This window comes from Microbacterium sp. I2 (genome assembly GCF_051364985.1).
Lineage (GTDB): Bacteria > Actinomycetota > Actinomycetes > Actinomycetales > Microbacteriaceae > Microbacterium.
Genome location: NZ_JBLWIH010000010.1, coordinates 179,678 through 205,176 on the forward strand (window position 1 = coordinate 179,678; position 25,499 = coordinate 205,176).

The following is a 25,499-nucleotide window of genomic DNA, read 5'->3' on the forward strand; positions in this document are numbered from 1 at the left end:
CTCCGGTGTCGGGGCACGTTAGCCTGACCTGATGACGACGCTGCTGCCGCGTTCGCGCCCCGAGGACCAGGGCGTGCCCTCCGCCGCTCTCGCCCGATTGGTCCACGCGCTCGATGAGATCGACCACGTCCACACCCTGACGGTCGTGCGCCATGGCCATGTGGTGGCCGAGACCACGTGGGCGCCGTACGACCGCGACCTTCCGCACGCGCTGTACTCGGTCAGCAAGAGCTTCACCGCGATCGCCGTGGGGCTGGCGGTCGACGAGGGCCGATTCGGCCTCGACGACCGGGTCATCGATCTCCTTCCCGATGCCGCGCCCGCGGTGATCAGCGACCGGCTCGCGTCCCTGCGGGTGCGCCATCTCCTCACGATGTCGACCGGCCATGCCGAAGAGCCGCGTGACTGGGGCGATGACTGGTCGGCGACACTCCTCGCGTCCGAGCTGGCATACGATCCCGGCACCCACTGGCTGTACAACACACCCGCGACCTACGCGCTGTCCGAGATCGTGCAGCGCCGGACCGGCCTGCGGCTGAGTGATTACCTCGGTCCGCGCCTGTTCGAGCCGCTGGGCTTCGGCGAGCCGTGGTGGGAGCAGAGTCCGACGGGTGCGGATGCGGGCGGCTTCGGGCTGATGCTGCGCGCGGAGGAGCTCGCGGCGTTCGGCCAGTTGCTGCTGCAGCGGGGCCGGTGGCAGGCCCGCACCCTCGTGCCTGCGGAGTGGATCGACCTCGCGACGAGCGCGCAGATCTCCAACGGCACCGGCGAAGGGGACTGGAACCGCGGCTACGGATTCCAGTTCTGGCGGTGCCGGCACGATGCCTACCGCGCCGACGGCGCGTTCGGCCAGTACGTCGTCGTCATGCCCGAGCACGACGCCGTCATCGCGATGACCGGCGGCCTGGCCGAAATGCAGGTGCCGCTCGAGGCGATCTGGCGCGAGCTGATCCCGGCGTGGGACACCGAAGAGGCGCCGACCGCGGTGCCGACGCAGCTGGCGATCTCTACGCCCCGGGGCGAGCTGCGCGAGGACGTGGCCGAGTTCCGCTACGAGGGACCGATCGCCCACGTGCGCATTGCGCGCGACACGCTCACGCTCAACGGTGCCGAGCTGACGGTCGTGCCGGACAGCTGGACGCCGGCGCACCTGGGGGACGGCCCAGGCCGACGTGGCCTCTGGTACGGAGATCGCTTCGTGATCGCGGGCGGCTGGGTCGCCGACGCCTACGTCGCGCACCTGCGCACGCTGCAGGACGCCGTCACGTTTCGGCTGGAGGTGTCATCGACGGGCCGGCTGACGATCACGCGCGACCATGGATTCACCGGCCCCGATGTGTGGGCGGGGGATCCCGTGGGCGTTCAGCCGGACGCCGCCGACCACCACAGCGTCGTGTCGCCGTAGCGCTTGTCGCGAGTCGCGACGAGCCCGGGCGGCAGCTGAGGCTGCGGTGACCGCGAGGCGCGTTCCACGACGACGCGGGCGTCTTCGGTCAGGACGGGAACGAGCAGACCGAGTGTCTCGGTGAGCTCCGCCTCGCCCACGTCGTACGGAGGGTCGAGGAACACGACGTCGTAGCGGCCGTTGGTCGTGCGGAGGAACCCGTCGGCCGAAGCGAGGTGGACCCGGATGACGGCATCCCGCCCGACAGCCTTTCCCACGCGGGCCGCGTTGCGCTCCGCCACGGTCGCCGCGCGCGCCGAGCGCTCCACGAGGTCGGCGGCGAGAGCACCGCGACTGATCGCCTCGAGGGCGAGCGCGCCGGAACCGGCATAGAGGTCGAGCACCGTCGCGCCCCGCACGAGATCCGCCGATTCGAGGGCGCCGAACAGCGACTCGCGGACCCGGTCGCTCGTGGGCCGCGTGCCGGCATCGGGAACGTCGAGGACGATCGATCCGGCTCGTCCGGCGATGATGCGGGTCACCCACTCACGATATCGGCGGATCGCACAAGTCCGCCGGTGCACGTGCGCGGGCCGAATCGACCCCTATGATCGGCGGCGGGGGAACCATCAGTCTTCGGGGGTCGAGATGATCAAGAGCGGTACCAGGTTCGTGTCCTTCGCGGTCGGCGCTGTCATCGCCGTCGCGGCGCTGTCGGGCTGCGCGAGCGAGACGCCGTCGGGTGGCGAGCCATCGGCAAGCGCGTCGACGCCGAAGCCGGAGCAATCCGTCGCCGAGCCGACGGCGACCGGCGACGCGATCCCCCCGGCGAACCTGCCGACAGACTGCCTGGCGCTCGGAACAGCCGAGACGCGCGAAGAGACCGTCGGCGACATGACGCTGCAGAGCAACGGCGAGGGCTTCGTGCGTCCGGCACCGGAAGGCGCGACGCTCGCGCTCGGGTGCGACTGGATCGTCGGCGACGCGACGGGCGTGCTGCTTCTGATCAGCACGGCATCCGCAGATGCGGTGTCGCAAGCCCTCGCCACACTGCCTGCGGAGGGGTACACCTGCCAGCCGGCCGAGGACTTCGGCGTGCAGTTCTGCGATCTTCCCGGTGATGCCGCCGATACGGAGGAGATGATCGTGGCACGCGACGACGTCTGGATCTACATGTCCACGGCCAATCGCAACGGGCGGGCCTTCCTCTCCGACATCGTTCAGGGCATCTTCGGCTGAGCAACGGGGGTCCGCCCCGGAATCTAGACTCGTCGCATGACGTCCTTCACGCTCGACTCGCGCCTGGACGGCGCGGTCGGCGGCAAGACGGCGTCGGCCCTGGAACGCGCCTTCGGCATGAAGGCGGTGGGCGACCTGCTCATGCACTATCCGCGCCGCTATGCACGGCGGGGCGAGCTCACGCCGATCTCGTCGCTGCCCGTCGGCGAGCCGGTGACGATCGTGGCCGAGGTACGCAGAGCCAACGAGCGCCGCATGAAGAACCGGAACGGCTCGCTGCTCGAAGTCGTCATCAGCGACGGCCACGGGGATCTCTCGCTGACCTTCTTCAATCAGGCCTGGCGCGTCAAGGATCTGCAGCCCGGCCGGCGCGGGATCTTCGCGGGCAAAGTGGGGGAGTACCGGGGTTCCAAGCAGCTCGCGCACCCCGACTACCAGCTGTTCGACGATGAGGAGACGGCGCGTCTGACCGCCGAGGCGACGGCGAACCTGCCGATTCCGATCTATCCCGCCACCAGCACCGTCTCGAGCTGGCAGCTGCAGAAGATCGTCGCGATCGTGCTCGACGGGCTGGGCCCCGTGCCCGATCCGCTGCCTGACGAACTGCGCGCCCGGCACGGCCTGCTCGAGGCGCGGACCGCCATCGAGCGGATCCATCGGCCGGACTCCCTCGACCAGATCGAGCCCGCTCGTGACACGCTGCGCATGCAGGAGGCGTTCGTGCTGCAGGTCGCGCTGCTGCAGCAGCGTGCATTCGTGCGCGCCCTCTCGGCGACCCGGCGTGCGCCCGGCTCGCTCCTCGAGCGTTTCGACGCCGCGCTGCCGTTCGCCCGCACTCCCGACCAGATCGATGTCGGTGCCGAGATCGAGCGCGATCTGCAGGGTGATTGGCCCATGAACCGGCTCGTGCAGGGCGAGGTCGGCTCGGGCAAGACCCTCGTTGCCCTGCGCGCGATGCTTCAGGTGGCTCAGGATGGCGGGCAGTCAGCGCTCATCGCGCCGACCGAGGTGCTCGCCGCGCAGCATGTGCGGTCGATCGCACGGATGCTCGGGCCCCAGCTGGCACCCGAACTCATGCCTACTCTGCTGACCGGGCAGCTGACGGCGGCCGAGCGCCGCAAGGCCTCGCTGCGCGCCGCGTCGGGCCAGGCGCGGATCGTGGTGGGCACCCATGCGCTGCTGAGTGAGAGCACGACGTTCGCCGATCTCGGACTCGTGGTCGTCGACGAGCAGCACCGGTTCGGCGTGGACCAGCGCGAGGCGCTGCGTGCGAAGGGGTCCTCGCCGCACGTCCTGGTGCTGACCGCGACGCCGATTCCACGCACGGTCGCGATGACGGTGTTCGGTGACCTGGACGTGTCGACGATCCGCACCATGCCGGCCGGCCGGGCCGGGATCGAGACGTTCGTGGCACCGCTCGCCGAGCGGCCGGGGTGGTTCGTCCGGGTGTGGGATCGCATCGCCGAGGAAGTGGCACAGGGACGTCAGGCCTTCGTGGTGTGCGCGGCCATCGACGCCGAAGCGCTCACCAAGGACGACACCGCCGACGAGCCGGTCCCCGAAGGCGCCGGTGAAGCGACCCGCACGCGGTGGGGCGTCGTGCAAGTGGCGGATCTGCTGTCGCGGCTCGACGCGTTCGCGTCACTGCGTGTGGCGACGCTCCACGGCAAGATGCCGTCGGACGAGAAGGATGCCGTCATGCAGGCGTTCGCCCGCGGCGACATCGACGTCCTCGTGGCCACGACGGTGGTCGAGGTGGGTGTGGATGTGCCCAACGCCTCCACGATGGCGATCCTCGAGGCGGACCGGTTCGGTGTATCGCAGCTGCATCAGCTGCGCGGACGCGTGGGCCGCGGCGGCGTGCCGGGGCTGTGCCTGCTGGTCACGGAAGCGCCGCCTGCCAGTCCTGCCCGGCAGCGGGTGGAGGCCGTCGCGGCGACGCTGGACGGCTTCGCCCTGGCCGAGGTCGACCTGGAACTGCGCGGCGAGGGGGACGTGCTGGGCGATGCCCAGTCCGGTGCGCGGTCGTCGCTGAGGCTCCTGCGGGTCGTCAAGGACGCCGACATCATCACCGAGGCACGGGTCGCGGCGGAGCTGGTGCTCGCCGAGGATCCCGCGCTGCAGCGGCACACCGGGCTGGCTGCCGCGCTCGAGCGCAGCGTCGGAATGGCGGAGCGCGCGGCACTGGCCAAGAACTGACGTGCGGCCGGCGCGGTGCCCGGGTCCCGTTAGGCTGGGCCCATGAGCAGCCGGATCGCCGTCGTCCCGGGGTCGTTCGACCCACCGACCCTCGGTCATCTCGATGTCATCCGCCGGGCGGCGATGCTGTACGACCAGCTTCACGTGCTCGTGGTGCACAACCCCGGCAAGGAGGCGATGCTGCCCATCGCACAGCGCCAGACGCTGCTGGAGCAGTCCATCGCCGAGACCGACATCGAAGGCGACGTCGTCGTCGCCTCGTGGAGCATGGGTCTTCTCGTCGACTACGCGACGGATGTCGGTGCGAGTGTGCTCGTGAAAGGCATCCGCTCACAGATCGACGTGGCATACGAGACCCCTATGGCCATCGTCAACCGCCATCTCGCGCACGTCGAAACGGTGTTCCTGCTGCCGGACCCGGCTCACGCGCTCGTGTCGAGTTCGCTCGTGCGGCAGGTGGCCGGACTCGGCGGCGATGTCACGCCGTACGTCCCGCCCGCCGTGGCCCGCTTCCTCGACACCGGCGCACGCGGCATCTGAACGCCTGGACCGCTCGGGCGCGCCCGGGGCGCGACGACGCCGGTACGATGGGGGATCGTGGCCAGAAAGCATGTGACGGGACCGTTCGTGATCCCGGTCAGAGACATCGTGCACCGCTCCGGCGAGATGCGCGAGTTCACGCTCGAGGTCCCGTCGCCTGAGAAGTGGGGCGAAGGACTCGTCGCCGTCGAACAGGGTGAGCCGGTCATCGTGGAGGTCCGGTTGGAGTCGGTCCACGAGGGGATCCTCGTCACCGGCGACATCGACACCGACTACACCGGCATCTGCAGCCGATGCCTCACCGACATCGCCGAGGCGCTCCAAGTCGAGTTTCAGGAGCTTTTCGCGTATCCTGGGGAGGAAGAAACTGACTTCGAGGTTCAAGACGACCACGTGGATCTTGAAACTCTGGTCAGGGAAGCGGTCGTCCTGGCGCTTCCGTTTCAGCCGGTGTGTCAGCCGGATTGCCCCGGCCTCGATCCGGCTACGGGCAAGCGACTGACCGAGAACACCGGGTCAGAGCAGCGTGAGCCCCTCGATCCTCGATGGGCTGCGCTCCAGGGCTTCACCACGGACCACGACGACGATTCACCGCGCTCCCGCGGCTGACCCGGCGCCGAGAACACAGAAGAGAGCAAGCTATGGCAGGCAACCCCCCGAAGCGGAAGGTCTCGCGTTCCAACACGCGCTCGCGTCGCGCGCAGTGGAAGGCCGAGGCCCCCACGCTCGTCAAGACGGTCGAGAACGGCAAGGTCGTCTACAGCCGGCCGCACCAGGCGAAGGTCGTCACCGACTCGCAGGGCACGGAGCTGTTCCTCGAGTACAAGGGCCGCAAGGTCGCCGACGTCTGATCGTCGCGCACGGCCTGACGTGACCGACGTCGCTGCCGAGCGCACGGCGCTCGCAGAACTCACGCAGAAGCTCGGAGTCGATATCGACCCCGAGCTTCTGTCGCTGGCGCTCACGCATCGATCGTGGGCGTACGAGAACGGTCAGGTGCCGCACAACGAGCGGCTCGAGTTCCTCGGTGACTCGGTGCTCGGCCTGTCGGTGACGGTGCGGCTGTTCACGGCGCACCCCGACCTCGACGAAGGCTCGCTCGCGAAGCGCCGGGCCGCCGTGGTGTCCACGGTCGCCCTCGCGCACATCGCCCGCGGCATCGGCCTGGGCGATCACATCCTCCTCGGACGTGGCGAGGACCTCACGGGCGGGCGCGACAAGGACTCGATCCTGGCCGACACGATGGAGGCGATCCTGGGCGCGGCGTATCTTTCGGCGGGACCGGGTGCTGCCACCGCCCTCGTACTGCGACTGGTCGAACCGCTCCTGGACGATCCCGAGCGCTACGGTGCGGCGATGGACCCCAAGACGAGCCTCCAAGAGCTCGCGGCGCGCGGCGGCCTGCTGCCGCCGGTCTACTCCGTGAGCTCCACGGGTCCCGATCACGACCGTCACTTCACGGCGACGGTTCTCGTGGGAGACGTGTCGGCCGACGGTACGGGCTCGAGCAAGAAGCAGGCAGAGATGGCCGCCGCGCTGAGCGCTTGGCGCGAGCTCAGCGGTCGTGCCTGAGCTTCCCGAGGTCGAGGTGGTCCGCGCCGGCCTCGCCCCCGCGGTCACCGGCGCCACCGTCCTCGGCGCCACGGTCCTCGATGAACGCGCCCTGACGCGCCACGCCGGCGACGCGGCGGGGTTCGAGGCCACGCTGACCGGCCGAGTCATCAAGGGCGCGGCGCGGCGCGGCAAGTTCCTCTGGCTCCCGCTCGCGTCGCTCGCCGCCGACGAGCCTCGCGAAGCCGTGGTCGCGCACCTCGGAATGAGCGGGCAACTGCTGCTGCGGGCACCGGGAGCGGCTCCCGAGCGCCACGAGCGCGTTCGGCTCGACATCATGCACCCCGCACACGGGGGACTCGCGGTCGTGTTCGCCGACCAGCGAACCTTCGGGTCGCTCGCGATCGACGACCTGGTGCCGACCGCCGACGGCGCAACGGGCGGCTACGGCCTGGCCGCAGCATCCGTCCCCTCCCAGGTGACGCACATTGCGCGCGATCCCCTCGATCCGGCTTTCTCGGATGCCGCCTTCCGCCGCGCGCTCGCGCGGAAGGACTCGGCGATAAAGCGTGTACTGCTCGACCAGACCGTGATCAGCGGTGTGGGCAACATCTATGCCGACGAGTCCCTGTGGGCCGCACGCATCCATCCCGAGACGCCGGCGCGCACGCTGTCGACGCGCGCCGTCAACCGCCTGCTCGTCGAGGTACGCCACGTGCTCGACAAGGCGCTGGCCGAAGGCGGCACGAGCTTCGACGCGCAGTACGTCAACGTCAACGGGCAGGCGGGCTACTTCGCGCACTCGCTCAACGCGTACGGCCGCACCGGGGAGCCCTGCCCCCGATGCGGCCGTCCGATCGTGCGCGTCTCGTTCACCAACCGCTCGAGCCACTTCTGCCCGAAGTGTCAGCGACGGGCCTGACTCAGCCGGCGAGCACCTTCTTCCACGCGCCGGCGTACGAGGCGGGCGTGAAGCCGATCCTCTCGTTGATGTCGAGCATGTGACGGTTCTCCTCCGCGTTGAACGTCGAGACCCGAGGCGACTCGGGCACCACGGTGCGCCACCGCAGCAGGTTCGCGCACTTCACGATCGTGCCGAGGCGATGGCCGCGGTGCTCCTTGAGCACCAGCGTGCCGAACTGCTGCGTCGCTCCGGTGTGATCCTCGGCGATGACCAGCTCGTTGTACGCGGCGATCGTCCCGGTCGGCTCGTGCACGACGGCCGCGACAGACACCGTGAGCCCCTGTGCCTGCTGGCGGGCGTCACGTCGCTGCACACGGGCGGCGTCCCAGCGCTGCTCCTCGATGACGAGGCCTCCCGCAGGAACGTCCGTCGACATGCGTGAAAGGGCGTAGGCATACCCCTCGGCGTACTCCGGCGGCGTGGGCGATGTCCACGACACCTGCCGGTAGTCGGGTCCTGCGGCTTCGACCGCGTCAGCGAGCATGCGCTCGATCTGCGCGGGGTCCGCGGTCAGATCGAACACACTGTTGCGCTCGACCTGCTCCAGGGTGAACCCGTTCTGTCGTGAGAACGTCGTCTGAGGATCGTCGGCGGGGATCGAGCCCCACCCCGTCGACGGCTCGAGCCGGGCGCCGCCGAGCGACGGTCGATGCAGCGTCCAGGTCTGGATCACGGTGATGCCGCGCTCGCGAGCCTCGCGCTCGACCTCGGTGAGCAGGAGCTCCTCGACGCCGCGACCCCGGTGCCCAGGGTCGACCATGAGGTCGAACTCGAGCGCCGTCGTGTGCGGCTCGGTCGAGATCATGAGCTTCACCGCGCCGAGCACGTCGCCGCCGTGCATGACCGTGAAGCCGAGCTGCGTCCAGTCGGTCTGGTCCTGCCAGAGGCCCAGCATCTCCTCAGGCTCTTCGCGAAGGTAATCGTGCCCGGCGTCGTGCCGGCACACGGCGTTGGCGATGCGCACCATCTCGAGGAACACGCGCGCATCCGGAGCCTCGAGCATGTCGGGAACAACGATGCGCTCCACTGTCAGCGCCTGGTTCTCGACGAGGTCGGGGTTCTCGGCCAGGTCAGTCATCGAGCACCTTCTTCCATGCGCCGGTGTACGCGATCGGTGCGAATCCGATCGCCTCGTTGATGTCGAGCATCGGGCGGTTCTCCTCCGCGTTGTAGGTGATGATGCGAGGGGACCGGGGTGCCACCTCACGCCAGGAGATGAGCCCCGCGCACTTGACGAGCGTCCCGAGCTTGTGACCGCGGTGCTCCTTCAGCACGAGCGTGTCTTCCTGGTGGCTCGCCTCGGTGCGGTCCTTGCCCACGACGAGTTCGTTGAACGCGCAGAGCGCACCCGTCGCGATGTGCTGCGCCGCCGTGACCTGCAGCGTTCGTCCGCTGCCGGTGTACTTCGCGTCGTGCTCGGCGATGCGCGCCGCATCCCACGCCTCCTCGTCGAACTCCAGCGCCGCGGCGGGCGCGTCGGTCGACATGCGGGACTTCATCCACGCGTAGCCGTCGGCGAACTCCGGCGGGGTCGGGGCGAACCACTGCACGACGCGATAGCCGCTCGCCGCGGCCCTGGCCTCGTCCAGGAGGCGCTCGACCTCGGTGAAGGATCCGGTCAGGTCGAACGCGCTGGCGCGCTCGACCTGCTCCAGCGTGTAGCCGTGACGCACGAAGAAGCGCGCGACGTGGTCTTCGGGGATGTCGCCGAAGCCCGTGGGTGGCGAGAGCCGGGGGCCGTCGGCCGCGGGATGCTCGGCCCACGACTGCAGCACGGTGCGGTTGTTCTCCCGCGCCACGCGTTCGACGAGGTCGTAGGCGGCGGAGCCGATTCCGCGGGCCCACTTCGCGCGCAGCAGCTCGATGAGCCAGAACGCCACCTTGGATCCCTCCTCTTTCGGGAGGTCGACGCCGATGCGGCCGATGACGGCCCCGTCGTCGACGACGATCCACGCGCGGCGTTCCTGGTAGCGGCTCGGCCGGTAGTGGGGGAGCAGCTCGTCAGGCGCGATGCTCTCGTCATCGTGACCCGAGATCTCGCGGTAGATGACGTTGCGGACGCGCACCATCTCGACGAAGTCGGCGGCGTCGGGTGAGTCGATGGAGTCCGGAACGACCAACGGCCGGAACTCGATGTCGGTCAGGGTTGTCATGTCAGGGCGTCCTTGTGTCCGAAGTGCGGGGTGCGGGGTGGGTCCGTCGCCCGGAGGGCCGGGCGACGGACCCGATGGCCGTCATGCGCGCGGAGCGAGGAGAAGAGCCTCGCGGTGATGAGCCCGCTCGCGCTGGGCGGTGGTCTCCTGCCGGCGGAACGCGGCGGTGTGCCGGTGACGATCGTCGGTCAGCCGGCCGGTGCGCGTGCTCCACAGAAGCAGATGCAGGCCGACCCGCAGGGCCAGACGGTCCAGGAGGGTGATGTGGGTGTGGCGGCTGGGAAGCCGCAGCGTATCGGGGACGCCCGATGGGCGCTGCGGCGCAAGCAGAGTGTTCATGTGAACTCTTTCGATGAGAGGGATGCTCCGGACGATCGCCCGGCGCGAGGAATGCCGTGCCGCAGCACGACGGGGGGACGGCGGAGGGGGAGCGCGGTCAGGACCCGGATACCGGGCCGACGCGCAGGAAGGTCGCCCGGAAGCGGGCAGACCTGTCCCCTGCGGAGGTCAGATGGCGGCGGGGAATCGCCGCTTCAGCGTTGCGCCCGAGGAGACGGCCCCCGGTGCGAACGCAGTGGCGTATCCGCCCGCAGGGGCGGCGATACGAGTCTTGTTCATGTGCATCATCGGGGACCTCCTTTCTCGACTTCAGACGCGAAGAGTGACAGTAGCGCGATTCTGAGACCGGCGTCAAGCGTTCTCGCAGATTCGGTGGACGACGGGCGTGTCGCGAATCGTCGTCGTGCGGCTCGCCTGACGTGGGTGGGGCCCGTCCTCGGGTAGCGTATGCGGGTAATCGACCGGGCTGGAGGGCGCATCGCATGCACCTGAAGAGCGTGACGCTCAAAGGGTTCAAGTCGTTCGCTCAGCCGACGACATTCGCCTTCGAACCCGGTGTGACGTGCATCGTCGGCCCGAACGGATCCGGCAAGTCCAACGTCGTCGACGCGCTCGCCTGGGTCATGGGCGAGCAGGGCGCCAAGACCCTCCGCGGCGGCAAGATGGAGGACGTCATCTTCGCCGGCACTGCCACGCGCGGCCCGCTGGGGCGAGCCGAGGTGCAGCTGACGATCGACAACAGCGACGGAGCGCTGCCGATCGAATACAGCGAGGTGACCATCAGTCGCACGCTCTTCCGCAACGGCGCGAGCGAGTACGCGATCAACGGCGAGACCTGCCGTCTGCTGGACGTGCAGGAGCTGCTCAGCGACTCGGGTCTCGGCCGCGAAATGCACGTGATCGTCGGTCAGGGGCGGCTCGACAGCGTGCTCCAGGCCACGCCGGAGGACCGTCGCGGCTTCATCGAAGAGGCCGCCGGCATCCTCAAGCACCGCCGCCGCAAGGAGAAGACCCTCCGCAAGCTGGAGGCGATGGAGGCGAATCTCACGCGCCTGAGCGATCTGGCGGGTGAACTGCGTCGGCAGCTCAAGCCGCTGGGCCGGCAGGCCGAGATCGCCCGCGAAGCCGCGACCATCGCCGCGGTGGTCCGTGACGCGAAGGCCCGCCTGCTCGCCGACGAGCTCGTCGGCCTGCGCGAAGAGCTCGCCTCGCACGCACGCAGCGAACAGGAGCGTCACGCCGAGCGGATGCTGCTGCAGGAGCGCCTCGACAACGCGCGCGTGCGGATCGAGCAGCTCGAGACCGATCAGCGTTCGGAGTCGGTGGATCGTGCACGGCGCGTCGTCCACGGTCTCGAACGGGTGCAGGAACGGCTGCGCAGCCTCTACGCCCTCGCGGGGCAGCGCCTCGCGCTGCTGGGCGACGCCGAAGACGAGGAGCGCATCGAGCTGACGACGGTCTCGCAGGCCATGATCGACGAGGCGCGCGCCGAGATCGACGCCGTCGGCGACGGGCTGGGTGCGGCGCAGGATGCCGCCGCAGAGGCGGGCCGTGACGTCGTACGGGCACGCGCCGAGCTCGATGCTCTGGACGTGGACATCGCGGCGCAGAGCGCCCTGGTGTCCGAGCACGACATGCGGATCACCGCGCTGCGCGGATCAGCCGAGGCCGCCGCGTCCGCATTGGCCGCGGTGCGCACCGCCGTGGATCGTCAGCAGAAGGCGCTGGACGCGGCACTGGCGCGACGGGCGGAGGCCGAAGAACTGCTGGCAGGGCTGGACCCGCACCTGGTGCCCGAGACGACGGCCGCGGATCACGCCGCCGCGTATGAGCGCGCGCAGCGCGAGGCGAACGATGTCGAGGCCAACGTGGCGTCGCTGCGTGAGCGACTGCATGCGGCGGAGCGCGAGAAGGACGCGCTCACGGCGCAGACGACCGCGCTCGGCCGGGCGCTCGACGTCGAGAACGGCGCCTCGGCGTTGATCGCGCAGGGCCACACCGGCGTGCGGGGCCTCGTGAGTGACTCCGTCCAGGTCGAGCCCGGCTTCGAAGCCGCGATCGCGGCAGTGCTCGGACCCATGGCGGAAGGGGTCCTCGTCGACGATCGCGACGACGCGTTCGCCCTCGCGCAGCTCGCTCGCACCGCGAACGCGGGCGTTGTGGACATCGTGATCGCGTCATCGTCGAGGACCGCGATGACCGGAGCGCCGGCGCTCGCCGAGGCGCCCGGCGTCGTGAGAGCCACCACTGTCGTGACCGCTCCCGCAGGCGTGCTCGCGCTGCTGTCGCACGTCCTGGTGGCCGATGATCTGGAATCGGCACGCGGTACCGTCGCCGGCCTCACGGACGCACGCGAGCTGGTGACCGTGGTGACCCGCGCGGGCGAGGTCTACACGGCGCACTCGCTGCGGGCAGGGGCAGGGGCATCCCGCTCACGTCTGGAGCTGGTCGCCGAGCGCGATGCGGCCGCCGACCGCCGTGACGAGATCACTGTCATCGCGGATTCGCTCCGCGAGGCGCTGGCCGACGCCACTCGGGAGCTCGAGACGGCACGCCAGCGCACGAAGACGGCGCTGACGACCCTGCGTGAGCACGACGCGGCTCTGGCCGCCCATGCCGAGCAGGTCAACCGTGCGACCGTACGCCATGAGGCGGCCGTCGCCGAGTGCGAGCGGCTGGCGTCGGGACTCGCCCAGGCGACCGCCGCTGTCGAGGATGCTGAGGCCTCCGCACGGTCGGCGGGCGACCAGCTCAACACTGCGCTCGAGGCGCCCCGCCCGATGCTCGACGCGTCGGCGCGTGACGGCATGCTGGCGGCGCTCGAGGCGGCGCGTGACGGCGAGATGCGGGCGCGACTGGAGGTCGAGACGCTGCGGGAGCGCATCCGGGCCGGCGAGGCACGCGTGGTGGCTCTGGAGCGGCAGCGTGAACGCGAGAAGGAAGCCGCCGCGGAGGCGGCGCGTCGCGCTGTCGTGCGCCGCGCGCAGCGAGAGGTCGCCGCGGGTGTGGCCGGTCAGCTTCCGGCCGTCATCGATTCGGTCGATCGTTCCCTTGCCCAGGCACGCGCCGAGCTGGCCGCGGCGGAGTCCGAGCGCACGGTGCTGACGGCTGAGCTGGCGGAGCTGCGCTCCCAGGAGGCCGCCGTACGCGAGCGACTGAACGGGCTCACCGAGAGTGTGCACAGCCTCGAGCTGCAGATTCACGAGAAGCGCCTGCACGTGAACGGCCTGCTCGAGCGGGTGCAATCGGAGCTCGGCCTCGACGAGGACATTCTCGTTTCGGAATATGGTCCCGACCAGCCCATCCCCGTCGAATCGGTGCCTGATGCGGGGCCGGAGACACCCGAGGGTGCGACCGATCCGGATGCGCCTGCCACGGTCCCGTTCGACCGTGCGCAGCAGCGCCGGCGCCTCCAGGAGGCGGAGCGCAAGCTCGGGCAGCTGGGGCGGGTGAATCCGCTCGCGCTCGAGGAGTTCGAAGCGCTCGAACAGCGCCACAAGTTCATGACCGAGCAGCTCGCCGATCTGACGCAGACTCGGAAGGATCTGCTGACGATCATCGAGGAGCTCGACGAGCGGATGCAGACGATCTTCCTCGCGGCATTCGAAGACACCAGGATCGCTTTCGGCGAGGTCTTCCCGATCCTGTTCCCCGGAGGCACCGGCAGCATCTCGCTCACCGACCCCGACTCGCCGCTGACCACCGGGATCGAGGTGGCGGTGCGTCCGGTCGGCAAGAAGATCGAGCGCTTGTCACTGCTCTCGGGCGGTGAGCGGTCGCTGGCCGCCGTCGCCCTCCTGACCGCCATCTTCAAGGCGCGCCCGAGCCCGTTCTACATCCTCGACGAGGTCGAGGCGGCACTGGATGACGCCAACCTCGGCCGGCTGCTGGGCGTCTTCGAGCAGCTCCGTGCCTCGAGCCAGCTGATCGTGATCACCCACCAGAAGCGCACCATGGAGATCGCCGACGCGCTCTACGGCGTCTCGATGCGGCAGGACGGCGTCTCAGCCGTCGTCGGCCAGCGGATCGCCGAGCGCGTCGCGAGCTGAGCGGGAATCATCCCGCCCCGAGCACGATCGAGCCGCGCAGGAAGGGCGGCAGATGCCAGCCGTGCGTCACGGAGCACGTGCGCGCCGTCTGGATCGCCTCGAATCCAGTCAAGTGCCCCCCTGCGAAGAACTCCTGCTGAGGGGTCAGATCCAGCGGTGGCGGCACGAGCGAATGCGGAATGAGGGCCGCCAGCGCGTTCCAGCGCTGCGGGGGCATGTAGTGCGAAAGGAAGGTCGTCACGAAGTCCGCGGCGAGCGGTCTCATGAGACTGCACGGACCGCGGAACGCGCGACCGCACGTGGTCGACCCCTCACGGAAGTAGTCGAAGTGCTCGCCGTCGCGGAAGACGACGTGGTGCACAGCACCGCGGGGCTGCGCGAGGATGCCCGTCGCCGGTCCGCTCAGCTGCGAGAAGAGATCACTCGACCCGGTACCCCACGCGAACAGCGTCGCGAAGTCGAGATCCAGCGGCCGGGGCGGGTTGGGCGGCCATTCCAGCCAGCCGCCGCTCAGCGACGCGAATGCCGAGATCGCCCCCTGGGATTGCAGGTGCTCAGCCACGACGCCGCCCAGCAGAGCGCCCCACGAGTGACCGACGACGCCCGTCATCGGCCGGGGCATCAGCTCGGCGCGATGCTCCCATTGCGTTCGCAACCAGGTCAGGGCCGACGTTGCGGCGGCGAAGTCGGCGCCGGCCGCACCCCCGAACGGCGGGGCGCTCGAGAGTTTCGGGACGACGACGACATAGCCGCTGCGAGCGAGTTGCATCGGGACCAGATCCCACTTCAGGTAGTGCTCCGGCTCGGCGCATTGTCCGTGGAGGAACAGCACGACCGGGTAGCGGCCCACACCCGTGAGCATCTGCGCATCCTGCGGCGACCCGTCGACGGACGGATAGAAGACGCGCACCGGCCCTGGCAGTCCGTCCGTCGTGCCGTGGTCGGTGTGTCCGTAGAACACGGGCGCGAGCACGCTCGGCTGCCACTGCGGAGACTCCCCGGGATCCAGGACTCCTGTCACCGGCGCCCGCACGTCGCGCAACGCGGCCAGGATCCGTTCGATGCGTGCCCGCGGATCGCCGTCGAAGCCGAGCTCGCCCAGGGCAGCCCCGGCACCTTCGGGACGGCGCGCAAGGCCGCGGGCGAGACGGAGGAGCTCGAGCACATCGGCCTGCGTGCGCGGATCGTCCGTGCCGCCTCGGACCTCCAGGTCGTCGTCCATCGGTTCTCCTCTGCTCAGGGGCGAGGTGGCTGTGCCTTCGCGGGGGAGAGGCCGCGTGGCGCCGGGGTGATACGTCGGCCCGCGTCGCCCGGAACCGTAGGCTGGTCGCATGGCTGAGAGTTCCTGGTCGCTCGGGCGCGCGCTGCGCGGGATGTTCGTCAAACCCACCATCGACGAGACGACGTGGGAAGACCTCGAGACGGCCCTGCTCACGGCCGACTTCGGCCCCGACATCACCGAGCGCATCGTCGACGAGCTGCGCGAGAAGGTCGAGCGGTTCCGCACGACCGACCCGCGGGATCTGCAGCGCATGCTCAAAGAGACCCTCGAGGAGCACTTCGCCAAGTTCGACACGACGCTGCGGCTCACCGAGCGACCGGCCGTCGTGCTCGTGGTGGGCGTGAACGGCGTCGGCAAGACGACCACGATCGGCAAGTTCGCGAAATTCCTGCAGCGCTACGGGCGCTCCGTCGTGGTCGGCGCGGCCGACACGTTCCGCGCCGCGGCCGTCGACCAGCTCGCGACGTGGGCCGAACGCGGCGGGGCCGCGATCGTCCGGCCGCAGCAGGAAGGCCAGGACCCGGCATCCGTCGCCTTCCAGACCATCGACTACGCCAAGCGGACCGGCACCGAGATCGTGCTGGTCGACACCGCAGGGCGTTTGCACACCAAGGGCGGGCTCATGGACGAGCTCAGCAAGATCCGCCGTGTGATCGAGAAGCAGGCGCCCATCAGCGAGGTGCTGCTGGTGCTCGATGCCACCACCGGGCAGAACGGCGTCATGCAGGCACAGGCCTTCCTCGAGCACGCCGGTGTGACCGGGCTCGTGCTGACCAAGCTCGACGGGTCGGCGAAGGGCGGGTTCGTGCTCGCGGTGCAGGAGCGCACCGGCATCCCCGTCAAGCTCCTCGGGCAGGGCGAGGGGATCGGCGACCTCACCGGATTCACGCCGCACGTCTTCGCGGCATCACTCGTCGATTGAGGGGTGCGGCGCGACCGCTTCGGCTCCACACGCGGCGCGGGGTATCGCGTGTGCGCCCGGGTGAGGTTTCATAGGAGCATGGCGATCGAGCACGACTACTTCGGACTCCTCGAGTCGGGACCGGACGGATCGATCTTCTGGTCCGAGAACGTCGAACTGGGGGATCAGTCGGTGACGGTGGATCTCACCGCGCCCGACCAGGACGACGTGTCCGAGGCGGCCCTGGATGTCGCGGCCGGTCTGATCTCCTCGCTCGAGGCCATCGACCGCAGCGCTCGCAATGCCATGGTCAACGAGCTGAACGACCGCACCAGCGAGGTGACCGAGTACATCCTGCAGCAGCAGGAGTCGTTCGGCGAAGCGCTCGATGACGTGCTCGTCGACATCTCGGGCGACGTCCAGATCGACGTCATCCGCTCACTGCAGCTGATGAGCATGACGATCCTCGCCGACGAGCACGGTGGATCGGACCCGTTCGCCGTGCTGGAGTACGCGCTCGATCCCGACGCCACCGATGACGTGCTGCTGGTGAACCTCGGTTCCGACGGTGACGTGCTGTCGGTGACCAGCGCCGACTGACGACGGCGGCGGTCACCCTGCCGGCCGTCACACGGCCTGCGCGAAGCCCCGCTCGACGTGGACGTCCTCGGCGATGTGTGCGAGGTGCGCGGGGATCTCGCGTCCCTTCGACAGCATCGACTGCGCCCACAGGCGCCCGGCGCGATACGACGAGCGCACGAGCGGACCGGCGAGCACGCCGAGGAAGCCGATGCGCTCAGCCTCGTCCTTGAACTCGACGAACTCCTGCGGCTTCACCCAGCGCGCGACCGGCAGATGCCGCGGCGTCGGCCGCAGGTACTGCGTGATCGTGATGATGTCGGTCCCGGCGTCGTGCAGGTCCTGCAATGCCTGCACGACCTCCTCGGGCTCTTCGCCCATGCCCAGGATGAGGTTGGACTTCGTGATGAGGCCCGCGTCTCGCGCCTGCGTGAGAACGTCGAGCGAGCGCTCGTAGCGGAACGCGGGACGGATGCGCTTGAAGATGCGGGGCACTGTCTCGACGTTGTGGGCGAAGACCTCGGGACGGGAGTCGAAGACCTCCCGCAGCAGTGCCGGGTCGCCGTTGAAGTCCGTCGCGAGGATCTCCACCCCGGTGTTCGGGTTCTGCGCGTGGATCTGGCGCACCGTCTCGGCGTGCAGCCATGCGCCGCCGTCGGCCAGATCGTCGCGTGCGACGCCGGTGACGGTGGCATACCGCAGGTTCATGCGCACGACGCTCTCGGCGACACGGCGCGGCTCGTCGACGTCGTAGTCGGCCGGCTTGCCGGTGTCGATCTGGCAGAAGTCGCACCGCCGCGTGCACTGCGAGCCTCCGATGAGGAAGGTGGCCTCACGGTCCTCCCAGCACTCGTAGATGTTCGGGCAGCCCGCCTCCTGGCAGACGGTGTGCAGCTCCTCGGTCTTCACCAGCGAGTGAAGGGCCTGGTACTCCGGGCCCATCTTCGCCTTCGTCTTGATCCATTCCGGCTTGCGTTCGATCGGCGTCTGGGCATTTCGCACCTCGAGGCGCAGCAGCTTGCGGCCCTCGGGGCCGCCCGCCGGCGCCGCGGCCGGGCCCGTTCCGCACGCGCTCATGCCGGCACCGCCGCGTAGTCGGCGTCGAAGACCCGCGAGACGGTGTCGACGACGTCGCACGGGGCGACATCCGCTCCGACGATCTCGCTGATCGTCGTGACCCCGGCATCCGTGATCCCGCACGGGATGATGCCGCGGAAGCCGGCGAGCGTGTTGTCGCAGTTGATGGCGAAGCCGTGCATCGTGACGCCCTTCTCGACGCGCACGCCGATCGCGGCGACCTTGTCTTCCGACAGGGGCCGCCGGACCCAGACGCCGCTGCGGCCTTCGACCTGGTAGCCGTCGACACCGTGCACGCGCAGCGCCTCGATGAGCAGTCGCTCGAGGCGGCGAACATGCGCCACGACGTCCACGGGCTCGATCAGGCGGACGATCGGGTACCCGACGAGCTGACCGGGCCCGTGCCATGTGATCTTGCCGCCGCGGTCGACGTCGATCACGGGCGTCCCGTCCGTTGGCCGTTCGTGGGCCTCCGTGCGCTTGCCGGCCGTGTACACCGCCTCGTGCTCGAGGAGGAGCAGGGTGTCGGGCCGCTCGCCCGCGACGACACCGGCATGGACCTGGCGCTGCAGGTCCCACCCGTCGCGGTAGGGAACGAGGTCGGGCGAGAGGCCGACCGTCTGGATCTCGAGCATCATGCTCCTTCGCTCGTGGCGATTGGTGGATCGCGTCCAACAATACCCCTGACGGACGGGAACGGATGCTGCGGCGCAGGTCGCCCGGTAGCGTGGCGACGTGACAAGCAGCGGACGAGTGGGACGGCCCAAGGCCTCGTCGAGAGAGATGCTCGCCGAGGCCGCGTGCGAGCTGTTCCTGGAACAGGGCTTCGAGGCCACCTCGATCGTCGACATCACCAGCCGGGCCGGTGTCAGCCGCTCCAGCTTCTTCAATTACTTCTCGTCGAAGTCGGACATCCTGTGGGCCGGGCTCGACGATCGCATCGGCGCGTTCGAGCGGAGGCTCGCCGACGAGCGCGGGGACCGCACGGCGGTCGGAGTCCGCACTCACGTGCTCGCCATGGCCGAGGACTTCGCGCCCGACAGTCTGGCGCTCGGCATCGTGAACGCCGCCGCCATGGGCCTCACGGCCGAGCTCGAGCGGGAGGCATCCGTCCGGCGTTCCCGGATCCTGCGGGCCGTGACGGAGCATCTCGTGCGCGGGGGCGCCGACCGGCTGCACGCCGAAGTGGCCGGGGCGGCGTGGGGCGGGGCCGTGCTGGCTGCGATCGAAGCCTGGGCGCACGACGGCGCGGGGGTGACCTCGCTCGAGCGATTCCTCGCGCGCGCGGCGGACGCGGCCGCATCGGTCACCGTGCCCCCGGCCGGGGGAGCCGTGCACCAGCTTCGCGTCGTCGTCCGCGCCCCCGACTTCGAGGACGCGCTGGCGTTCTATCGCGACGTCGTCGGCATGCCGCAGAGCGAGGCGTACGAGGCGGACGGCGGCGCCCGCGTCGTGATCCTCGACGCGGGGCGGGCGACGCTCGAACTGTCCAACCCGGCGCAGGTCGACTTCATCGACCGCGTCGAGACCGACGGGGATGCCCCGAGCGAGCGCATCCGACTCGCGCTCGAGGTCGACGACACCGCTGCCGCCGCGCGAAGGCTGACCGGCGCGGGAGCGCAGCTCGAGGCATCCGCCCGCGAGACGCCGTGGCACTCGATCAACGCGCGCCTTCGCGGCCCGGCCGGGTTGCAGCTCACGCTGTTCCAGGAGCTGGGACCGGCGGACTGACCGTTCCGCTCGCGTAGAATCGGGGGATCATGGCGACTTTCGGCACTCTCTCCGACCGGCTCACCGAGACCTTCCGCAACCTCCGCAAGAAGGGGCAGCTCACGCCCGCGGACGTCGACGGCACGGTCCGCGAGATCCGGCGCGCGCTTCTGGACGCCGACGTGGCGCTTCCCGTGGTCAAGGAATTCACCGCCAAGGTGCGCGAGCGAGCCCTCGGCGACGAGGTCAACCGCGCACTCAACCCGGCGCAGCAGGTGGTGCAGATCGTCAACGAGGAGCTCGTGGCGATCCTCGGCGGACAGCAGCGTCGCCTGCAGCTCGCGAAGAACCCGCCGACGGTGATCATGCTCGCGGGCCTCCAGGGATCCGGAAAGACGACGTTCGCCGGCAAGCTCGCCCATCAGCTCGAGAAGGACGGCCACACGCCGCTCCTGGTCGCCGCCGACCTGCAGCGTCCCAACGCGGTGAACCAGCTGCAGGTCGTGGCCGAGCGTGCCGGAGCCGCGATCTATGCCCCCGAGCCCGGCAACGGCGTCGGAGACCCGGTGCGCGTCGCCCGCGACGGCGTCGAGGTCGCTCGTCGCCAGCAGCACGACGTCGTGATCATCGACACCGCCGGCCGCCTCGGCGTGGACGCCGAGCTGATGAAGCAGGCCGCCGACATCCGCAAGGCCACCGACCCGGACGAGGTGCTGTTCGTCATCGACGCGATGATCGGACAGGATGCCGTCAACACGGCGAAGGCGTTCCAGGACGGCGTCGACTTCACCGGCGTGGTGCTCTCCAAGCTCGACGGCGACGCCCGTGGAGGCGCCGCGCTGTCGGTCGCCTCGGTCACCGGCCGCCCCATCATCTACGCCTCGACCGGCGAGGGCCTCGACGACATCGAGGCGTTCCACCCCGACCGCATGGCGTCGCGCATCCTCGACCTCGGCGACATCCTGACCCTCATCGAGCAGGCACAGCAGGCCTTCGACGAGGAAGAGGCGATCAAGGTCGCCGAGAAGCTCGCGAGCGAGACCTTCACGCTCGAGGACTTCCTCGAGCAGATGCAGCAGATGAAGAAGATGGGCTCCATGAAGAAGATGCTCGGGATGCTCCCGGGCATGGGGTCGATGAAGGACCAGCTCGAGAACTTCGACGAGCGCGAGATCGATCGCACCGAGGCCATCATCCGGTCCATGACTCCGGGGGAGCGGCGCAACCCGAAGGTGCTCAACGGGTCGCGGCGCCTGCGCATCGCCCGCGGCTCGGGCATGACGGTGACCGACGTCAACCAGCTGGTGCAGCGCTTCGAGCAGGCGGCGAAGATGATGAAGACGGTCGCGCGCGGGGGCGTGCCGAACATCCCGGGCATGGGGCCAGTGCCGGGCGCCGGTCGCCCTGGCGCCTCGTCCAAGCGAGGCAAGCAGCAGAAGGCGAAGGGATCGCGGTCGGGCAACCCCGCCAAGCGCGCCGCCGAGAACGCCGGCATGGCGCAGGCCCCGCAGACTCCCACCGGTTCGGGCTTCGGCCTCGGGGGCGCGTCCCAGGCCGCACCGAGCGAGGCCGACCTCGCCGAGCTGCAGAAGCTCCTCGGCCGCGGCTGACGCCGCTTGGCCCTCGCCCCGGGCACTGCTTCGCGACTCGCCGTCGCGAGATCAGGTGATTCGATGAGGGTAGGAAGATTCTGTCCGTATCGTCCTACGCCGGTGAAATCACCTGGTCTCGCGACGGTGTAGATCCTGCGCGATCGCCATGAGGACCGTCTCAACGACGTAGTCCCACCGGAAGAACACCTGGAAGTAGTCGAAGCGCAGGACGGTGTATCCCCGCAGAGCGAGTCGTGCGTCGGCCTCCAGGTCGCGCCGGCGATCGGCCGCCGAACCGTGGTGCGCGAAGCCGTCGAGCTGCACGACGAGCGTCTCGCCGATAAGGCCGTCCACCTGGTGACCGTCGATCCTCGCCTGCTGGCGGATCGTGACGCCGATCTGTCTCATTCCGTGTACGAAGCGGGTTTCCAGTCCGGAGTCCGACAACTCGCCCGCGACCTTCGCGATCTGGCCCGCGGCGGTGCTGCGCCACGCGACGCGTGACAATGTGTCGGCGCGCACCTTCTTCTTGCGGATCGCGGATTCCCATACGGCCACTGCCTCGTGCGCAGCGGTGCAGCGTGCGATGTGGAAGAGGACGTTGAGGATCGGCTCCTCCGTCATCGTGCGGCTGACGGGAGCGGGCGCAGATGCCCAGTGCAGGCGGACCCCGTCGATGGAATTGCGGGATGCGGTCGCTTGAACTGCGACGTGCACCTCCGAGTGGTCGGGTACCCAGAGCCCCAGCATTCCGGCAGCGGTGAGACACGTCGCTCGCCCTCCGACCTCGGCCGCGGCGGCGCGACGCGGATCTGCCGTCGGACGGAGCAGCCACGACCGACGCACACGGCGTAGATCGCCCCGTTTCACTGCGTCAGCGGTCTCTCGCTGGGTGTAGCCCGCGAGGCGGAGCTGCGAGCTGTGGGCGACGCCGTGGCGCCCATCCATCCACTCCAGCATCGTCAAGCTCGTCCTGCCGCGCGTCGACTCCATATGGCCAGCGTCGCGTCTCGCCGCTCATCCCCGTACGAGCGACGGTGATCTGGGGACAAGGTGGCGAGCGGCACGGCTGGGGAGGAGTCTGTGTGCCGTCGATGCCCGGGGCGAGGCCGCCGCACACGCGTGGGCGGATCAGGTGATTCGGCCGAAGTAGGCCGTTTCGCGGTGGATCGTCCTACGCCGGTCGAATCACCTGAGCTCAGGACGCGCGCGCCCTCAGGGTGTCGTCGAGGCGAGGTGGTCGCGAAGTGTGGGGCCTGAGCGGAACTCGCCCACGAGGTGACGGACCACCGCCCGCAGGTCTCCGTCGGCGGCGTCGGCCACGGCGAGCTGGCGTGCGTAGCTCGCACCCTCGGTCAGGATCGTCTCGATGCCGGCCAGCTCGCGCGCGCACTTGAGCTCGACGGCGATGTCGGCGACCTGTTCCAGGGTGTCGCGCAGATGCTCGACGACGGGTCGCTGCGTGCCTTCGTGGTCGACGATGACTCGCGCATCCAGGCCGTACCGGGCCGCACGCCACTTGTTCTCGCGGATGAACCACGGCTGTATGGTCTCCAGCGGCAGCCCTTCGTCGAGCCTGCGCGAGAACATCTCGACGAGAACCTGCACGAGGGCCGCGACCGCGGCGAGCTCGGGCAGCGTCGACATGCCGTCGCACGCGCGCACCTCGATCGTCCCCCAGCGCGGCGCCGGGCGGATGTCCCACCGCACCTCGGTGACGTCGTCGATGACCCCGGTGCCGACCATGTCGTCCAGATATCCCTCGAACTGCGACCAGTCCTGGAGGGGCCAGGGCAGGCCAGCGGTCGGCAGCTGCTGGAACACGAGCGCACGGTTGGACGCGTAGCCGGTGCGATCCCCGGCCCAGAACGGGCTGGATGCCGAGAGCGCCTGCAGGTGCGGCAGATACACCGCGAGGGCGTTGATGATGGGGAACACCTTGTTGACGTCGTCGACGCCGACGTGCACATGGATGCCCCAGATCATCATGTTCCGCCCCCACCACTGGGTGCGCTCGATCAGCTTGTGGTAGCGGGTCTTGTCGGTCACCTGTTGGTCGTACCACTGCGCGAACGGGTGGCTGCCGGCGCACAGCAGGTCGATGCCGTGCGAATCGGTGAAGGTGCGGACCGCGGCGATGGCGTCTGCGATGTCGTCCACCGCGGCCGCGACGGTGTCGCCCACGCCGCTGGTGACCTCCACGGTGTTGGTGAGGAGCTCGCCGGTCACCGTGTAGCGCTCCAGCGCGGATGCCTCTTCGACGGTCGCGAGGATCTCCGGCGCCCGCGGCGCCAGATCCCCTGTGTCGACATCGGCGAGCATGATCTCCCACTCCAGCCCGACCGAGGAGCGGGCGGATCTCGCGAAGGGCACCGTCATCCGCACATTGTGGCACGCGAGCGTATCGGCGCCGGGTGGTTCGCGGCAGGGTTCGTCATCTGGCAGAATAAAGGGTCGGATCGGCCGCTCGACCCTCTATCCAGCGTGCTGATCCTCCTCAGAGCTTCCGCCGGGTGTGCACCCCACGCTCCAGGCGACCAGTTCGTTTCACTTTCCACACATTCAGGAGAATCGTGGCTGTCAAGATCCGTCTCAAGCGCCTGGGCAAGATCCGTGCGCCCTACTACCGCATCGTCGTCGCCGACTCGCGCACCAAGCGCGATGGTCGTGTCATCGAGGAGATCGGCAAGTACCACCCCACCGAGGAGCCCTCGCTGATCGAGGTCGACTCGGAGCGCGCGCAGTACTGGCTCGGCGTCGGCGCCCAGCCGACCGAGCAGGTTCGCGCCCTCCTCAAGCTCACGGGCGACTGGGGTCGCTTCAAGGGCGACGCGAACGCGGTCTCGACCGTGAAGACCGCCGAGGCCAAGCCGGCGTTCGAGATCGACTCCGCCAAGAAGTCGGTCGTCAAGCCCAAGGCCGAGAAGAAGACCGAGGAGCCCGCTGCGGCTCCCGCCGACGACGCGGCCGACGCCGCCGAGTCGACCGAGGCGTAGTCCGTTGCTCGCCGCCGCGCTCGAGCACGTCGTCAAGGGGATCGTTGATCACCCGGACGCCGTGCGCATCGACTCCTCCACGTCGCCGCGAGGCGACGTCCTCGAGGTGCACGTCCACCCCGATGACCGGGGTCGCGTGATCGGGCGCGGCGGCCGCACGGCCAAAGCCCTCCGGACCCTCATCGGCTCGCTCGCTGACGGACGCCGAGTCCGCGTCGACGTCGCGGACGACTGAGGTGTCTGACGAAGAGGCCCAGACGCAGCCCGACGCTGCATCGAAGGCCGCCAAGAGCACGCCGCCCGCCGGCAAGACGCAGCTCCGCGTCGGCCGGCTCGTCAAGGCCCACGGCCTCAAGGGCGCGATCAAGCTCGAGCTCTACACCGACGATCCCGACGGGCGCTTCGTCCCGGGCGCCACGTTCACGCTCCAGGTGCCCGAGTCCTCGCCGTGGCACGGCAAGAAGCTCACCGTCCGTGAGTTCAAGTGGATGAACAGCCACCCGGTCGCGTTCTTCGAGGGCGTCGAGGACCGCAGCGGCGCCGAGGATCTCATCCGCGCGATCCTCTGGGTGGATGAGGACGCCGAAGCCGTTCCCACCGAAGACGACGCGTGGTTCGATCACCAGCTGGTCGGACTCGACGTCGTCCGTGACGGCGTCTCGGTCGGCCGCGTCGTCCGTGTGGACCACTTCCCGGCTCAGGACCTTCTGATCATTCGCCGCTCCGGCGCTTCCGCCGCATCCGACGACGAGGTTCTCGTGCCGTTCGTCAAGGCGATCGTTCCCGAAGTCGACGTGGCCGGCGGTCGCGTGGTCGTCACTCCGCCCCCGGGACTGTTCGAAGAACTCGCATCCGACGGCGAGGACGAGTAGTCCGAGCGTTCCGCCGAGAACTCGTCCGACGAGGGCTGACCCGGCTCACTTCCCCTCCCGCGAGCACGTGCA

Annotated in this window: 25 protein-coding genes; 16 read left to right on the top strand and 9 right to left on the bottom strand. The window is 69.6% G+C overall.

The window, feature by feature from the left end; genetic code table 11:
* Nucleotides 1-31: 31 nt before the first annotated feature.
* A complete protein-coding gene (locus ACLKM7_RS10025; RefSeq protein WP_436447049.1) occupies nucleotides 32-1,405 on the top strand; it encodes a serine hydrolase domain-containing protein in 1,374 nt (457 codons plus the stop codon).
* Here ACLKM7_RS10025 and rsmD read toward each other — a convergent pair.
* A complete protein-coding gene (rsmD, locus tag ACLKM7_RS10030) occupies nucleotides 1,363-1,926 on the bottom strand; it encodes a 16S rRNA (guanine(966)-N(2))-methyltransferase RsmD (protein ID WP_436447050.1) in 564 nt (187 codons plus the stop codon). The genes ACLKM7_RS10025 and rsmD overlap by 43 nt on opposite strands.
* A gap of 106 nt (nucleotides 1,927-2,032) precedes the next feature.
* Between rsmD and ACLKM7_RS10035 the strand changes: the two genes are divergently transcribed.
* The 7 genes from ACLKM7_RS10035 (at nucleotide 2,033) to mutM (ending at nucleotide 7,835) form a co-directional block, all read left to right on the top strand.
* On the top strand, nucleotides 2,033-2,623 hold the full coding sequence (locus ACLKM7_RS10035; protein ID WP_436447051.1) for a hypothetical protein: 591 nt from the start codon (nucleotides 2,033-2,035) through the stop codon (nucleotides 2,621-2,623).
* Between the two features lie 36 nt (nucleotides 2,624-2,659).
* On the top strand, nucleotides 2,660-4,822 hold the full coding sequence (locus tag ACLKM7_RS10040) for an ATP-dependent DNA helicase RecG (RefSeq protein ID WP_436447052.1): 2,163 nt from the start codon (nucleotides 2,660-2,662) through the stop codon (nucleotides 4,820-4,822).
* A gap of 42 nt (nucleotides 4,823-4,864) precedes the next feature.
* On the top strand, nucleotides 4,865-5,362 hold the full coding sequence (gene coaD, locus ACLKM7_RS10045; RefSeq protein WP_436447053.1) for a pantetheine-phosphate adenylyltransferase: 498 nt from the start codon (nucleotides 4,865-4,867) through the stop codon (nucleotides 5,360-5,362).
* Between the two features lie 126 nt (nucleotides 5,363-5,488).
* On the top strand, nucleotides 5,489-5,971 hold the full coding sequence (locus ACLKM7_RS10050) for a YceD family protein (RefSeq protein ID WP_436447054.1): 483 nt from the start codon (nucleotides 5,489-5,491) through the stop codon (nucleotides 5,969-5,971).
* Between the two features lie 32 nt (nucleotides 5,972-6,003).
* Nucleotides 6,004-6,213 carry a 50S ribosomal protein L32 gene (gene rpmF, locus ACLKM7_RS10055; RefSeq protein ID WP_127818873.1) on the top strand — a complete coding sequence of 70 codons (210 nt, stop codon included), beginning with the start codon at nucleotides 6,004-6,006 and terminating at the stop codon, nucleotides 6,211-6,213.
* A gap of 19 nt (nucleotides 6,214-6,232) precedes the next feature.
* Nucleotides 6,233-6,934: a ribonuclease III gene (gene rnc / locus ACLKM7_RS10060; protein ID WP_436447055.1), complete on the top strand. Its 702-nt coding sequence runs from the start codon at nucleotides 6,233-6,235 to the stop codon at nucleotides 6,932-6,934.
* A complete protein-coding gene (gene mutM / locus ACLKM7_RS10065) occupies nucleotides 6,927-7,835 on the top strand; it encodes a bifunctional DNA-formamidopyrimidine glycosylase/DNA-(apurinic or apyrimidinic site) lyase (protein ID WP_436447056.1) in 909 nt (302 codons plus the stop codon). Before rnc ends, mutM begins: the two co-directional genes overlap by 8 nt.
* Nucleotide 7,836: 1 nt before the next feature.
* Here the strand turns inward: mutM and ACLKM7_RS10070 are convergent, their stop codons facing one another.
* From ACLKM7_RS10070 to ACLKM7_RS10080, 3 genes are all read right to left on the bottom strand, one after another.
* The gene (locus ACLKM7_RS10070) at nucleotides 7,837-8,955 is read right to left on the bottom strand and encodes an N-acetyltransferase family protein (protein ID WP_436447057.1); all 1,119 of its coding nucleotides are present in this window, start codon (nucleotides 8,953-8,955) and stop codon (nucleotides 7,837-7,839) included.
* Complete coding sequence (locus tag ACLKM7_RS10075) at nucleotides 8,948-10,030, bottom strand: GNAT family N-acetyltransferase (protein WP_436447058.1); 1,083 nt, start codon at nucleotides 10,028-10,030, stop codon at nucleotides 8,948-8,950. Before ACLKM7_RS10075 ends, ACLKM7_RS10070 begins: the two co-directional genes overlap by 8 nt.
* 81 nt (nucleotides 10,031-10,111) lie before the next feature.
* Nucleotides 10,112-10,369, bottom strand: coding sequence for a hypothetical protein (locus ACLKM7_RS10080; RefSeq protein WP_436447059.1), 258 nt, complete (start codon nucleotides 10,367-10,369; stop codon nucleotides 10,112-10,114).
* Between the two features lie 482 nt (nucleotides 10,370-10,851).
* Between ACLKM7_RS10080 and smc the strand changes: the two genes are divergently transcribed.
* Nucleotides 10,852-14,418 carry a chromosome segregation protein SMC gene (gene smc, locus ACLKM7_RS10085; protein WP_436447060.1) on the top strand — a complete coding sequence of 1,189 codons (3,567 nt, stop codon included), beginning with the start codon at nucleotides 10,852-10,854 and terminating at the stop codon, nucleotides 14,416-14,418.
* 7 nt (nucleotides 14,419-14,425) lie between these two features.
* Here smc and ACLKM7_RS10090 read toward each other — a convergent pair whose 3' ends face one another.
* Nucleotides 14,426-15,640, bottom strand: coding sequence for a hypothetical protein (locus tag ACLKM7_RS10090; RefSeq protein WP_436447061.1), 1,215 nt, complete (start codon nucleotides 15,638-15,640; stop codon nucleotides 14,426-14,428).
* A 109-nt stretch (nucleotides 15,641-15,749) separates the two neighbouring features.
* On the opposite strand from ACLKM7_RS10090, the gene ftsY reads away from it, so the two are divergent.
* Entirely contained in the window at nucleotides 15,750-16,622 is an 873-nt protein-coding gene (gene ftsY, locus ACLKM7_RS10095; RefSeq protein WP_436447062.1) for a signal recognition particle-docking protein FtsY, read from the top strand.
* A 78-nt stretch (nucleotides 16,623-16,700) separates the two neighbouring features.
* A complete protein-coding gene (locus ACLKM7_RS10100) occupies nucleotides 16,701-17,201 on the top strand; it encodes a DUF2004 domain-containing protein (RefSeq protein ID WP_436447063.1) in 501 nt (166 codons plus the stop codon).
* 27 nt (nucleotides 17,202-17,228) lie between these two features.
* Here ACLKM7_RS10100 and lipA read toward each other — a convergent pair whose 3' ends face one another.
* Complete coding sequence (lipA, locus tag ACLKM7_RS10105; RefSeq protein WP_436447064.1) at nucleotides 17,229-18,257, bottom strand: lipoyl synthase; 1,029 nt, start codon at nucleotides 18,255-18,257, stop codon at nucleotides 17,229-17,231.
* The gene (lipB, locus tag ACLKM7_RS10110) at nucleotides 18,254-18,892 is read right to left on the bottom strand and encodes a lipoyl(octanoyl) transferase LipB (RefSeq protein ID WP_436447226.1); all 639 of its coding nucleotides are present in this window, start codon (nucleotides 18,890-18,892) and stop codon (nucleotides 18,254-18,256) included. Before lipB ends, lipA begins: the two co-directional genes overlap by 4 nt.
* A gap of 100 nt (nucleotides 18,893-18,992) precedes the next feature.
* On the opposite strand from lipB, the gene ACLKM7_RS10115 reads away from it, so the two are divergent.
* Nucleotides 18,993-19,988 (top strand): TetR family transcriptional regulator, encoded by a 996-nt coding sequence (locus ACLKM7_RS10115; RefSeq protein WP_436447065.1) that lies wholly within the window; start codon nucleotides 18,993-18,995, stop codon nucleotides 19,986-19,988.
* Between the two features lie 29 nt (nucleotides 19,989-20,017).
* Nucleotides 20,018-21,577: a signal recognition particle protein gene (gene ffh, locus ACLKM7_RS10120; protein ID WP_436447066.1), complete on the top strand. Its 1,560-nt coding sequence runs from the start codon at nucleotides 20,018-20,020 to the stop codon at nucleotides 21,575-21,577.
* Between the two features lie 108 nt (nucleotides 21,578-21,685).
* Here the strand turns inward: ffh and ACLKM7_RS10125 are convergent, their stop codons facing one another.
* On the bottom strand, nucleotides 21,686-22,552 hold the full coding sequence (locus ACLKM7_RS10125; protein WP_436447067.1) for a DUF559 domain-containing protein: 867 nt from the start codon (nucleotides 22,550-22,552) through the stop codon (nucleotides 21,686-21,688).
* A 222-nt stretch (nucleotides 22,553-22,774) separates the two neighbouring features.
* The gene (locus ACLKM7_RS10130) at nucleotides 22,775-23,938 is read right to left on the bottom strand and encodes a glutamate--cysteine ligase (protein WP_436447068.1); all 1,164 of its coding nucleotides are present in this window, start codon (nucleotides 23,936-23,938) and stop codon (nucleotides 22,775-22,777) included.
* A 194-nt stretch (nucleotides 23,939-24,132) separates the two neighbouring features.
* Between ACLKM7_RS10130 and rpsP the strand changes: the two genes are divergently transcribed.
* From rpsP to rimM, 3 genes are read left to right on the top strand one after another with little or no spacing between them, the layout of a single operon-like run.
* Nucleotides 24,133-24,555: a 30S ribosomal protein S16 gene (gene rpsP, locus ACLKM7_RS10135; RefSeq protein WP_168914143.1), complete on the top strand. Its 423-nt coding sequence runs from the start codon at nucleotides 24,133-24,135 to the stop codon at nucleotides 24,553-24,555.
* 4 nt (nucleotides 24,556-24,559) lie between these two features.
* A complete protein-coding gene (locus ACLKM7_RS10140; protein WP_168914142.1) occupies nucleotides 24,560-24,790 on the top strand; it encodes an RNA-binding protein in 231 nt (76 codons plus the stop codon).
* A gap of 1 nt (nucleotide 24,791) precedes the next feature.
* A complete protein-coding gene (rimM, locus tag ACLKM7_RS10145; protein ID WP_436447069.1) occupies nucleotides 24,792-25,427 on the top strand; it encodes a ribosome maturation factor RimM in 636 nt (211 codons plus the stop codon).
* Nucleotides 25,428-25,499 lie beyond the last annotated feature (72 nt).